The organism is uncultured Ligilactobacillus sp. (assembly GCF_948826705.1).
Lineage (GTDB): Bacteria > Bacillota > Bacilli > Lactobacillales > Lactobacillaceae > Ligilactobacillus.
This window is the reverse complement of sequence record NZ_CAQLEL010000154.1, coordinates 1-11,685: the sequence shown is the minus strand read 5'-3', so window position 1 is coordinate 11,685 and position 11,685 is coordinate 1. Positions and strand designations below refer to the sequence as shown.

Annotated in this window: 14 protein-coding genes; 13 read left to right on the top strand and 1 reads right to left on the bottom strand. The window is 41.3% G+C overall.

The window, feature by feature from the left end:
- The coding region (locus Q9Q35_RS11650) for an amino acid ABC transporter ATP-binding/permease protein (protein WP_304653517.1) at positions 1 to 722 on the top strand (722 nt) is incomplete at its 5' end.
- On the opposite strand, the gene Q9Q35_RS11645 is transcribed toward Q9Q35_RS11650, so the two are convergent.
- Positions 723 to 1,700 carry a polyprenyl synthetase family protein gene (locus Q9Q35_RS11645; protein WP_304653516.1) on the bottom strand — a complete coding sequence of 326 codons (978 nt, stop codon included), beginning with the start codon at positions 1,698 to 1,700 and terminating at the stop codon, positions 723 to 725.
- 87 nt (positions 1,701 to 1,787) lie between these two features.
- On the opposite strand from Q9Q35_RS11645, the gene Q9Q35_RS11640 reads away from it, so the two are divergent.
- From Q9Q35_RS11640 to Q9Q35_RS11585, 12 genes are all read left to right on the top strand, one after another.
- Positions 1,788 to 2,702, top strand: a complete 915-nt coding sequence (locus Q9Q35_RS11640; RefSeq protein WP_304653515.1) for a prenyltransferase — start codon at positions 1,788 to 1,790, stop codon at positions 2,700 to 2,702.
- Positions 2,703 to 2,716: 14 nt separating this feature from the next.
- Positions 2,717 to 3,925: an NAD(P)/FAD-dependent oxidoreductase gene (locus tag Q9Q35_RS11635; protein WP_304653514.1), complete on the top strand. Its 1,209-nt coding sequence runs from the start codon at positions 2,717 to 2,719 to the stop codon at positions 3,923 to 3,925.
- 204 nt (positions 3,926 to 4,129) lie between these two features.
- The gene (locus Q9Q35_RS11630) at positions 4,130 to 4,927 is read left to right on the top strand and encodes a (Fe-S)-binding protein (protein WP_304653520.1); all 798 of its coding nucleotides are present in this window, start codon (positions 4,130 to 4,132) and stop codon (positions 4,925 to 4,927) included.
- Positions 4,928 to 6,418 (top strand): LutB/LldF family L-lactate oxidation iron-sulfur protein, encoded by a 1,491-nt coding sequence (locus Q9Q35_RS11625; protein WP_304653513.1) that lies wholly within the window; start codon positions 4,928 to 4,930, stop codon positions 6,416 to 6,418.
- On the top strand, positions 6,411 to 7,142 hold the full coding sequence (locus Q9Q35_RS11620) for a lactate utilization protein C (RefSeq protein ID WP_304653512.1): 732 nt from the start codon (positions 6,411 to 6,413) through the stop codon (positions 7,140 to 7,142). The genes Q9Q35_RS11625 and Q9Q35_RS11620 overlap by 8 nt, the downstream gene beginning before the upstream one ends.
- A gap of 143 nt (positions 7,143 to 7,285) precedes the next feature.
- The gene (acpS, locus tag Q9Q35_RS11615) at positions 7,286 to 7,651 is read left to right on the top strand and encodes a holo-ACP synthase (RefSeq protein WP_304653511.1); all 366 of its coding nucleotides are present in this window, start codon (positions 7,286 to 7,288) and stop codon (positions 7,649 to 7,651) included.
- A gap of 17 nt (positions 7,652 to 7,668) precedes the next feature.
- A complete protein-coding gene (gene alr, locus Q9Q35_RS11610) occupies positions 7,669 to 8,784 on the top strand; it encodes an alanine racemase (protein ID WP_304653519.1) in 1,116 nt (371 codons plus the stop codon).
- 62 nt (positions 8,785 to 8,846) lie between these two features.
- Positions 8,847 to 9,098: a hypothetical protein gene (locus Q9Q35_RS11605; RefSeq protein WP_304653510.1), complete on the top strand. Its 252-nt coding sequence runs from the start codon at positions 8,847 to 8,849 to the stop codon at positions 9,096 to 9,098.
- Between the two features lie 25 nt (positions 9,099 to 9,123).
- Positions 9,124 to 9,540, top strand: coding sequence for a type II toxin-antitoxin system PemK/MazF family toxin (locus Q9Q35_RS11600; protein ID WP_010688102.1), 417 nt, complete (start codon positions 9,124 to 9,126; stop codon positions 9,538 to 9,540).
- A 101-nt stretch (positions 9,541 to 9,641) separates the two neighbouring features.
- The gene (locus tag Q9Q35_RS11595) at positions 9,642 to 10,283 is read left to right on the top strand and encodes a sugar O-acetyltransferase (protein ID WP_304653509.1); all 642 of its coding nucleotides are present in this window, start codon (positions 9,642 to 9,644) and stop codon (positions 10,281 to 10,283) included.
- Between the two features lie 122 nt (positions 10,284 to 10,405).
- Positions 10,406 to 11,518, top strand: a complete 1,113-nt coding sequence (locus Q9Q35_RS11590; protein WP_304653508.1) for an exonuclease SbcCD subunit D — start codon at positions 10,406 to 10,408, stop codon at positions 11,516 to 11,518.
- 2 nt (positions 11,519 to 11,520) lie between these two features.
- The coding region (locus Q9Q35_RS11585; RefSeq protein WP_304653518.1) for an AAA family ATPase at positions 11,521 to 11,685 on the top strand (165 nt) is incomplete at its 3' end.

Here is an 11,685-nt window from a genome sequence, read left to right as displayed (position 1 = left end):
ATGAACTGCAAGTTAAAGACTTGGTATATGCTTATGCCGATGGACACCATAATGTGTTGAATGGGATCAACTTAAAAATAAGTCCAGGTGAAAAGTTGGCAATTTTAGGTCGAAGTGGCTCAGGAAAAAGTACCCTAGCTAGTTTATTGCGGGGAGATCTAACTCCAACAGCCGGTTCAGTGACTTTAAATGCGGTCAAAACGACAGAATTTGGTGATGATATTGCTAAATATATCGGTGTTATCCACCAAACGCCATATCTTTTCAATACGACTGTGGTCAATAATATCCGGATCGGTAATGAAGATGCTAGTGATGAAGAAGTTTGGGATGTTTTAGAGCGAGTAGGCCTGAAAAAATTGATAAAAAAACTGCCTCAAGGACTGGAAACGATGGTCGATGAGGCAGGATTGAGATTTTCAGGTGGTGAAAGACACCGGTTGGCTTTAGCGCGGATCTTATTAAAAGATGCGCCGATCATCATTTTGGATGAACCGACAGTCGGACTTGACCCGATCACCGAACGCGCTTTAGTTAAGACATTCATGGATGTCTTACAGGACAAGACTTTGATCTGGATCACACACCATCTCCAAGGAGTCGAGCATGTAGATCAGATAGTCTTTATCGAAGAGGGTCAGATCGAACTACAAGGAGCTCCTAAACAGCTGGCTGACAATAAGCGTTATCAAAAGCTTAAACAAGTCGATGAAGGCTATTGATCAGTTAGTTTTCTTCAAAAGGCGTTTGATCAACTTTTCGAGCAAGTCGCGTTTTTGCGAGGCTGGAAGCTGCGAAGTTTGATCGAGCGCCTTTTGTATGAATTTTTCAGCTAGGGCTTTGGCTTTAGTGACGCCACCGTATTTTAAGACGAGTTGTTTGACAACTTCCATATCGGTGGCAGTCATCTGTTCTTTTTTAGCTAGGTAAGGCATCAATTCAGCTTTGTGTTCTTGTAGGACCATTAATAGTGGTAAAGAATAAACACCAGTTGCGAGATCTTCCATGACCGGTTTGTTTAAATTTTTGCCATCAGAGTAGTCTAGGATATCGTCTAGCATTTGAAAACTCAAGCCGATATTTTGCCCGATCCGTTTAGCTAAAGCGACTTGACGCCGATCAGCTCCACTAAAATAAGCCCCTTCTTGACAGGCGAGACTAAAGATCGCAGCGGTCTTACCGTTGATATTGCGAAGATAGGTCAAAAAGCTCTGTTCTGTGTCAAAACGGGCGTTCATTTGGCCGATCTCACCATTTAAGATCTGACGCATCATTTGCGCGTTGACTTTGAGATAATGCGAGGCATACAAAGAATCAGCGATCAGATCGAAAAAGACAGTAAATAACAGGTCCCCAGCATACACGGCGATATCTTTTCCAAAAGCAGATTGAATGCTGACTTGACCACGCCGTTTAGGTGAATCGTCAATGATATCATCGTGGATCAAAGTTGCGGTGTGCAAAACTTCGATCGAAGCTGCGAGTTTAAGGAGACGTTCATCGGCAGTCGTAGTCGAATTTTCCTTGGAAAAGAGCAATAGCAAGGCTGGGCGGAGATATTTTCCTCCGTTATTTACCATCTGTAAGAGAGCGCTTTTAAGTTTAGGATCGTTGACTTCGATCTTTTTTGCGATCAATTGATTGACGATCTGCAGATCATCTTTGACCAACGGATACTGTTGCCAAAAATTTAATTTCATTATTTAGGTTTCCTTCCGACATATTTATCTAGTTTTATTGTACACTATACTGTGAAGACTAAACCAGTACAAAGCGAGGTAATTTGAATGTCACTTAAGGTTTTCCTTGAACTTGTTGAGATCAAGGCCAAAACAGCCAGTGTTTTACCTTTCTTGCTCGGAGTATGTTTTAGTTATTATTATTATCATTCACTCAATTGGGCGAATCTTTTGCTCTTTTTTATCGCAATGTTTTTATTTAACATGTCAGTCGATGCGTGGGATAATTACAATGACTATCATAATGCTCTTGATAAAGAGGAGTATAAACAAAAGACCAATATTATCGGTCGTGAAAACTTATCACCAAGAGAAGTTTTATGGATGTTGCTTGGAATGGCGGGAGTCGCAACTGTTTTAGGACTAGTGTTGGTCATACGTACAGGGTGGCCGTTATTGTTGATGGGGATGTTTTGTTTTGCTGTCGGGATCTTATATTCCGCTGGTCCACGTCCGCTATCGAGTTTACCGGTCGGCGAGTTCTTTTCTGGCTTTACCATGGGCGGGATGATCATGCTGATAAGTGTTTATATCAATACTTATCAGGAATTTACGTTTGATCTCTCTGATCTTTGGCGGATCGCATTATTAGCGTTACCGAATATATTGTGGATCTCAAATCTGATGTTAGCTAATAATATTTGTGATCTAGCTGAAGATGAGCGCAATCATCGTTATACGATCGTGCACTATTTAGGGAAAAAACGGGCTTTGCAGGTCTATACTGCGAAAAATATTTTGGCGTTAGTCTCTTTGTGCTTAACACCATTTATTGGCTTAGCTCCCTACACGGTCTTATTGATCGTTTTAGCACTTCCATTTTTCTACCGGCAAAATAAATTGCTATGGGAAAAACAAGTAAAAACTGAGACTTTTATCACAGCAGTCAAAACTTTAGCTGTAGGCTCGTTTTTACAAGTTATTTTATATCTGTTAGGTATTTTATTTAATCTTATTTTTTAACGAGGAGATTTTTTATGAAAAAAGTAGTTGTTTTAGGCGCTGGATATGCAGGATTACAAACGGTGCATAAGTTACAAAAAAAGGTCAAGGGAAAAGCTGAGATCATCTTAGTCGACAAAGATGATTATCATTATGAAACAACGGAATTACATGAGGTTGCTTCTGGGACCCAACCGGCTCTAAAGATCACTTATCCGATCGCTGATATCGTTGATCCAGCAGTGACGGAATTTATCCAAGATGAAGTAGTGAAACTAGATGCTACTAAAAAACAAGTGCAATTAAAACAACATGGTATGCTCGACTATGATTACTGTGTCTTAGCCTTAGGTTTTGTTTCCGAGACTTTTGGGATCAAGGGCGCTAAAGAAAATGCGCTTGAGATGACAAATATCAAGCAATCATTGGCGATTTATGACCATATTTTAGCTTCGATGAAAAAATACAAAGAGACAAAAGATAAGCGTTACTTACAACTTGTTGTCTGTGGCGCTGGTTTTACCGGGATCGAATTAGCTGGTGCTTTAGCTGAAGGACGCCCAGAATATGCTAAAGTTGCTGGGGTAGCACCATCCGAAGTCAAGATCACAGTTGTTGAAGCAGCAACGCGTCTCTTGCCAATGTTTAGCGAAAAATTAGCTGATTATGGTGTCAAACTAGTTGAGAGCTTGGATGTTGAACTGCTTTGCGGTGCTAAGATCAGTGAAGTGGCACCTGGTGAAGTGATCTATGAAAAAGATGGTCAAACAAACTCCTTGAAAGCTGAAACGATCATTTGGACGACCGGTGTTTCAGGTAGTCCCGTTGTTGGTGAATCCAACTTACAAGAACGGCGTGGTCGGGTCGTAGTCACAGATAATTTGACTGATCCAAACTTTGATGATCTTTATATCTTAGGTGACGTAGCGGCTGTAATGGATAAAGAAAGTGGGCGTCCATATCCAACAACAGCTCAGATCGCTACTGCGATGGCGGGCTATGCGGCTAAAGATCTCGAATCACAGATCAACGGGAATGGTCATTTAGATACACCATTTGTTTATAAGAGCAAAGGAACGGTTGCTTCAGTCGGTAATACCCATGGCTTTGGGGTGATCGGAAAATTGGAGATCAAGGGTTATCCAGCATCGATGATGAAGAAAATGATCATGAACAAGTCACTCTTTGAGATCGGTGGATTCAAAGAATTTATTGCTAAAGGTCGTTTCGATTTATATCACTAATTTTTTAGGTAAAAGAGCGTAGAATCAATTGTCTGCGTTCTTTTTTTGTGCAAATATTCAATAATTAAAAGCAAAACATGCAAGCGTTTTACGTACTTTGGAGTATAATTATGGTATAGCAATGATTATTGGGATTTTTTGATTTATATATGTTGTCCAAGCCTTATTAAAGGAGGTGGAGGTGCATTTTAAATGCACTTATCAATGAGAGTATGTATTTTTTCAACCTGTATCGTTGATCTGCTTTTTCCAAATGTAGGTCAAGCGATGGTCGAAGTTTTAGAGCGTTTTGGCTGTGAAACGGTCTTTCCTAAGGGACAGGTATGTTGTGGTCAGCCAACGTATAATAGCGGTTACAGTAAGGAAACGATCAAGACATTTTACAATGAGATAGATGCATTATTAAGTGTGGATGCTGATTACATTGTTGGGCCTTCGGGGTCATGTGTCGGGATGTTAAAGGAATATAAAGATATCTTAAAAGATGATCCTGACTATGCCAAAAAGGCTCAGATCTTGCATGATAAGACTTATGAATTCTCACAATTTATCTATCGTGTGTTAGGGATCTTGGATTGTGGAGCCCAATTAGATGCAACTGCCACCTTCCACCGCTCTTGTCACATGACACGGCTATTAGGTGAACGGACTGCACCGTTTGTCTTGCTCGATCATGTTAAAGATCTTGAGATGATCCCATTGCATAATGTGCAATTATGTTGTGGTTTTGGTGGGACTTTCTCGGCTAAAGAACCTGAGATCTCCGAAGCAATGGTCGACGATAAGGTCAATAATATCGTAGCTACGAATGCTCAGATCTTGATCGGGGCGGATCAAGCGTGTTTGATGAATATTGGTGGACGGATGAACCGTCGGGGTGAAAAGATCAAAGTGATGCATATTGCAGAAGTTTTGAATCATAATGTCGATCTTTCCCGAGTCAAATACGTTAAGGATACGGATCATCAGATGGTACCAGCTAATGGAAGCGGGGTGTTTTAGATGGGCTTAAAGACAAGTGAACTTTCATTTGACGAACGTGTAAAAAATGCTAAAAAAGACAAATTTATGCGTGCATCAGTGGCTAAAGCCCAAGATGCGCAATTTGAGAAACGGACACGTGCCCGAGAACAACTGGGCCATTGGAACGAGTGGCGTGAGTTAGGTGAGCAGATCCGCCAACATGCCGTTAAACATTTACCAGATTATCTTGAAGAATTTAGCAAAAATGTCCAAAAAAATGGCGGACACGTTTATTTTGCTAAGACAGATACCGATGCAACAGCTTATATCAAGCAAGTCGCACGTGAGAAAAATGTCAAAAAGGTCGTTAAATCTAAATCAATGGTCACGACTGAGATCGATCTAGACAAGGAATTGTTGAAGATCCCAGGACTTTCATTGATGGAAACGGATTTAGCAGAATTTATCTTACAAGAAGACGATTGGGATGAACCGACCCATATCGTTTTTCCGACCTTGCACAAAAATCGCGATCAAGTGCGGGAAGTCTTTCAAAAGATCGGTTATGAGGGCGATAATGATCCTGAAAGCATGGGACGTTTTGCTCGGAGCTATTTACGCAAATATTTTATGGAAGCCGACTTGGGGATCACCGGTTGTAACTTTGCGATCGCCGATAATGGGATGATCAATTTGGTCACTAATGAAGGTAATGCTGACCTCACGATGGCGTTACCAAAAACGCAGATCGTTGTCATGGGGATGGAGCGGATCGTTCCAGGGCTAAAGGAAGCCGAAGTGTTGGATAACTTGCTTTGTCGCAGTGCGGTCGGTCAGAAATTGACAAGTTATTGTACTTTTAGTGCAGGAAAGCTAGATGACGAACTTGATGGTCCAGAGGATTTTCATGTAGTTATCATTGATAATGGCCGTTCCAATGCGTTGAATACAGTTTTTGAACCGATCTTACAATGTATTCGTTGTGGGGCTTGCTTGAATGTTTGTCCCGTTTACCGTCAGATCGGGGGCCAAGTCTATGGTTCGATCTATCCCGGACCGATGGGTGAAGTTTTATCACCGATCTTAGATGGTTACGAAAACTTTGGTGAGTTACCATATGCCTGCAGTTTATGTGGAGCATGTACAGAAACATGTCCAGTCAAGATCCCACTGCATGATCTGATCTTGGAACACCGTAAAGTTGAGATGAATAAACTTCATTTAGATCATAGTCTAAATAATGTTATTTTTAAGACGATCAGTGTTGGGACTAAGACACCGATCCTCTTTAAGGGAGCTTTGATGGGTGAACATTTGGCAATGAAGCCATTCTCCAATAAAAAAGAAAATAGTGTTGAGAACCTTTATCCTGAAGGAAAGATCGATAAAGTTCCAAAGATCGCACCGAAGTTGATCCATGGGTGGGTCGATGTCAGAGATCTGGCTGAGCCACCGAAGCTAAGGGAAAACTTCCGTCATTGGTACGATCGACATGAAAAAGAACGGAAGCGAGGCGAACAAAATGACTGAAACGCTCAAAGCAAATGATCCTAAAAACCGCGAAGAATTTCTAGATCGTATCGCCAAAAAAGCTGAGCGTCCCCGCCATGATCTAGCAAATGATCCGCTGGTATTTATCAATGATCTACCAGAGACGACGCTATCAGGTCTTGATCAAGATGAATTATTAGCTTTAGCCAAGACCAATAGTGAGGCGATCCATGTTGATTTTAAGACAGTACCGGTCGCTAAGCTGAGTGAAACACTAGAAAATTTCTTACATGAAAAGCAGATCCACAGTTTGATGTTGCCGACTTTTGCGGATGAAAAGTGGCAAGAATATGGTATTTTAGATTGGCGTAATGCGTTAGAACTAGATAAATTGTATTTTTGGGATGTAAAACGTGGTCGAGATAACTTAATTGATGCAGATCAAAGTGATGCAGCGATCGGCTTTGCTGATTATCTCTTAGCTGAATCGGGGACGATCACAGCTGCAACAGTTAAAGAACAAGGCCGAGGGTTCCATTTCTTACCGACACATTATTTAGCGATCGTTCCTAAAAGTAAGATCTTACCGCGGATGCGTCAAGCGATCGACCGCTACGATGAAGCAATGAAAACTGGTAAACTCAAGACTTCAAATATCAATTTCATCTCAGGTCCGTCTAATTCGGGGGATATTGAAATGGTACTGATCGTGGGGGTCCACGGCCCACTTGACATGACTTATGTCGTCGTAGAAGATCTATAATTACGCAAAAGAGGCTGTTTAAGCCTCTTTTCTCTTGATTTTAAGTTGTTGGGGGACTTAACGGATTTTTGGCTTGATTAAGCTTGAGAGAAAAAGTATGATTGATATGTAAAAAAACTGTGATGATGTTAGGGTGAAATCGAGTGATCTTGGGGATCGGAAATGATTTAGAATCTATTGAACGGGTCAAGCAGATGTTAGTCAAGTTGCCTAAAACGGCGACCAAGATCTTGACCAAAGCGGAATTAACTGTTTTTGCAGAGCTGTCTTCTAAACGTCAGGGGGAGTTTTTGGCTGGACGTTTTTCCGCTAAAGAAGCATACAGTAAGGCTGTGGGAACTGGGATCGGTCAAACTGTCAGTTTTTTAGATATTGAGATCTTAAATGATCCCGCAGGCCGTCCGTATTTTTCGCACCATCCCCTCGAAAATGAATGCAATGCATTTATTTCGATATCACATACCAAAGAACATGTTGCCACTATGGTTGTTTTAGAAAAAATCAAGTAAGAGAGAAGATGATCAAAATGGTTGTAGGTTTGCACCGCAACGCCCATGTAAATGTTGATCTAGCTGCGATCAAGCATAATATCGCAGTTGAATTAGCTCGCATGGATGAACAACAAGAACTTTTTGCTGTCGTAAAGGCCAATGCTTATGGGCATGGGATCGTACCCGTTGCTAAAGCTGCGAGACAAGCAGGAGCGACTGGCTTTTGTGTTGCGCTGATCGATGAGGGACTAGCTTTACGTGAGGCTGGTATTGATGAAACGATCTTGATCTTAGGTGTTACGCCTGCTAGAGAAGCTACATTGATGGCTAAATATGGTCTTTCAACTGCTGTTGGGGATCTAGAATTTTTGATCCAGGCACAAAATGAATTGGCACAAGCTGGTGTTAAGCTCAAAGTCCATTTGGCTTTAGATACTGGTATGGGGCGGATCGGTTTTAGAGATCAAGCAAAATTGAGTCAAGCGATCGATTTTTTGCACGAACATGTAGCACAATTTGAATTTGAAGGGATCTTTACGCACTTTGCGACTGCCGATGCTAAAGACCAAGTACACTACAATTATCAGGTGAAAAAATTCAATGAGTTGATGAAAGTCGTAACGCCTAGACCGCGTTATGTCCATGTAGCTAATTCAGCGGCCGCAATGTGGCATACAGATTGTGGGGGCAATGTTATTCGTTATGGTATCACGATGTATGGCTTAAATCCTTCGGGAAAAGAATTAGAGTTGCCAGAGACTTTTAAGCCGGCATTGAGTTTGGAAAGTGAACTAGTCGCAGTCAAGCAGTTGCGCCCAGGCGATGGGGTCGGATATGGTAAAACTTATACCGCTTCTAAGCCAGAATGGTTGGGGACTGTGCCGGTCGGTTATGCCGATGGTTGGTTGCGGCGAATGCAAGGTTATCATGTATTGATCGCAGGAAAACCGTGTGAGATCGTGGGGCGAGTGTGCATGGATCAGTTTATGGTGCGTCTGCCTGATAAGTTACCTCTAGGAACAAAGGTAACATTGATCGGACAAAATGGTGAGCAAAAGATCACAGCACAAGATGCAGCTGAGTATGCGCAAACGATCAATTATGAGATAGTCTGTGCGCTATCTGAGAGGTTACCACGCTATTACAAATAAAGTATACTTTTAAACGTATTTATGTTAAGATTGCGATAACTAATGGTCACGGAGGGCTAGTCATGGTGGAAGATGATTTGAGAAAGAAAATGACCGTGTTGCAATATCAAAATATTAAGGAATTTTGTGAATTCTATACTATTGAGGTGGAAGAGATAAAAGACCATCCCGAATACGCTGAGCGGATCGAAAAGTATCATACAGCCTTGCAAGAGCTGATCGATGGTTACGGTCAAATGGGTGGTTTGAATCAAGAGATTTGTTGTATTTTCGGCAGTTGTGATTGCGATGCCGATTATGGATCGGTGAGCTAATAAATAAATTAGAGAGAGTGATCCTATGGTAAAAGAACTGGTTAAAAGAGGAGATATCTTCTATGCCGACTTGTCGCCTGTAGTGGGTTCTGAACAAGGTGGGATGCGACCTGTTCTAGTCATTCAAAACAACATTGGAAATAAGTTTAGTCCAACAGTGATCGTAGCAGCGATCACGTCGAAGATCTCGAAGCCTAAGATGTTGACCCATGTAGCTTTAAAAGCTGCACCGAAGGGGAAAAAAGGCCTAGAGAAAGATTCGGTCGTACTACTAGAGCAATTACGCACTTTGGACAAACAACGTCTACGGGATAAGATATCCCATTTAGATGATTCGACTATGAGGTCGGTCGACTATGCACTCAAAGTAAGTGTTGGGTTGATCGATATACATACACGAAATAATAGCGATAAAAAGCAAGAAAAAACATATAATCGCTAATAAAGAGCACCGGTCTAGCAGGAGATCGGTGCCTTTTGTTTAAGAGAAGTAGCTCAAAGTTTGATACAATGTAGTTAGATAAATTTGTGAGGTGGGCATTGATGGAAAAAGACTTTGAATACCAACAAATGCTAGCAGGTGAGCTTTATCTAGCTGGAGGCATCTTACCTGAGCATAAATCGATCCACGGCAAAAAGATCGCACAACAGATCAATCAAACTTCGATCGCAGATAAAGCTAAGTTAAAGGCACTGGTCAAACAGCTTTTTGGGAAAACGGGTAAAAATTACTACGTTACACCACCGGTCTACGTCGATTATGGCAGACATGTGAGCATAGGTGAGAATTTTTATGCCAACATGGATTGCATTTTTTTAGATGTCAATCGGATCACGATCGGTAATAATGTAATGCTTGGACCACGAGTCGGACTTTATACTGCTGGTCATCCCTTAGATAGTCAGATCAGAAATGAAGATCAGCTCGAATTTGGTCTTCCGATCGTGATCGAAGATAATGTATGGCTTGGGGCAAATACCATTGTTTTACCGGGGGTCACGATCGGTAAAAACGCAGTCATTGGCAGTGGAGCAGTGGTAACCAAGGATATTCCAGCAGATAGTGTAGCTGTTGGTAATCCAGCTAAAGTCATTAAAACGCTGGGAGAAGCCGATCGCAAATATTGGCAGGAACAAAAAGATAAATATCTAGCTGCTAAAGAAAAATTTAATAGCTTAGATTAGCTTGCTAGCAACTGAGTTTTCGGAGATGAAGACTACAGTTGCTATTTTTGTAATAAAGGCTCGAGAATTTCGTGGTATAATATTTTTTATAACGAACAAAAGTTTGATTTAGGGGGTAGACGATGAAATTTTTACATACAGCAGATTGGCATATCGGAAAACGACTTCACGAATATCCATTGGTCAAAGAGCAGCAAGATGCTTTAGAACAGATCGCTCAGATCGCTCAAAAAGAGCAAGTCGATGCAATAGTCGTTGCTGGTGATCTCTATGATCGCTCTTTACCTAGTGAAGAAGCGGTGACGTTAGTGAATCAAGCCTTAAAAGATTTGAATCTAAAAGCAGATCTTCCATTGTTAGTGATCAGTGGCAATCATGATTCAGCAGTACGTTTAGCGACAGGTCAAGCGTGGTTCAAGCAAACCAAACTATATCTGCATACTAAGTTAGCCGAAGCTTTTACCCCGATCGAATTTGAGGATACGCAATTTTTTCTATTACCGTATTTTGAACTTCAAGAAGCGCGTAACTATTTTGCTGATGAAAGCTTGAATGATCTGACTTCCGCGATGAAATCAGTCGTGGCCAAGTTAAAAACTAAATTTGATCCAGCAAAAAAGCAGGTCTTAGTTGCCCATTTTTTTGCGGCTGGCAGTTTACGGTCAGATTCAGAGACTAAGATCGAAGTGGGAGGACTTGATTCAGTGTCACCTGAGCTCTTTAGTGATTTTGATCATGTGGCATTAGGACATCTGCATGACAAGAAAGCATTGGATCTGCCAACGGTCAAATACAGTGGGAGTTTACTGAAATATTCGGTGGCTGAAGCTAATAGTCAAAAAGGCGTTTGGATCGTGGAAACAGAACCTTTTTCGTGTAAATGGATCCCGTTAGATCCGCTCAATGATATCTGCTGTTTGGAGGCTTCGTATGAAGAATTGACGACAAAACTTTATCAGACTGTCGCGCAAGATGACTATGTAGCTATTGAATTGACCGATGAGCATGAGATCATTGATGTGATGAATAAATTGCGCAAGTATTATCCGCGGATAATTGAGTTGAAGCGCAAGAAACGTCTGGTCCACACTAAGCAAGCTGAAAAGATCGAAAGCAAGACCCCGCTGGAGTTATTTACTGATTTCTTTGTTCAAGCTACTGGTCAAGAACCAACAAAACTCCAACAAAAATGGGCTAAAGAAAGTCTATTGGATCTAGAAAAGGAAGGTGAGTAGGGATGCGACCTTTAGAATTAAAACTCAAAAATTTTGGACCTTATGTGGATGAGACCGTTGATTTTACCCGCTTTGAACAGGCACCGTTGTTTTTGATCACGGGTAAGACAGGGAGTGGCAAAACAACGATCTTTGATGCAATGTGTTACGCGCTTTTCAATGAAACT

What these genes read in the sequence shown, in the direction of transcription:
- Q9Q35_RS11630 (WP_304653520.1), top strand. Translation starts at nt 4,130, where the DNA reads ATGAGAGTATGTATTTTTTCAACCTGTATCGTTGATCTGCTTTTTCCA.
- Q9Q35_RS11595 (WP_304653509.1), top strand. Translation starts at nt 9,642, where the DNA reads ATGGAAAAAGACTTTGAATACCAACAAATGCTAGCAGGTGAGCTTTAT.
- Q9Q35_RS11635 (WP_304653514.1), top strand. Translation starts at nt 2,717, where the DNA reads ATGAAAAAAGTAGTTGTTTTAGGCGCTGGATATGCAGGATTACAAACG.
- Q9Q35_RS11625 (WP_304653513.1), top strand. Translation starts at nt 4,928, where the DNA reads ATGGGCTTAAAGACAAGTGAACTTTCATTTGACGAACGTGTAAAAAAT.
- Q9Q35_RS11620 (WP_304653512.1), top strand. Translation starts at nt 6,411, where the DNA reads ATGACTGAAACGCTCAAAGCAAATGATCCTAAAAACCGCGAAGAATTT.
- Q9Q35_RS11605 (WP_304653510.1), top strand. Translation starts at nt 8,847, where the DNA reads ATGGTGGAAGATGATTTGAGAAAGAAAATGACCGTGTTGCAATATCAA.
- Q9Q35_RS11600 (WP_010688102.1), top strand. Translation starts at nt 9,124, where the DNA reads ATGGTAAAAGAACTGGTTAAAAGAGGAGATATCTTCTATGCCGACTTG.
- Q9Q35_RS11645 (WP_304653516.1), bottom strand. Translation starts at nt 1,700, where the DNA reads ATGAAATTAAATTTTTGGCAACAGTATCCGTTGGTCAAAGATGATCTG.
- Q9Q35_RS11640 (WP_304653515.1), top strand. Translation starts at nt 1,788, where the DNA reads ATGTCACTTAAGGTTTTCCTTGAACTTGTTGAGATCAAGGCCAAAACA.
- alr (WP_304653519.1), top strand. Translation starts at nt 7,669, where the DNA reads ATGGTTGTAGGTTTGCACCGCAACGCCCATGTAAATGTTGATCTAGCT.
- Q9Q35_RS11590 (WP_304653508.1), top strand. Translation starts at nt 10,406, where the DNA reads ATGAAATTTTTACATACAGCAGATTGGCATATCGGAAAACGACTTCAC.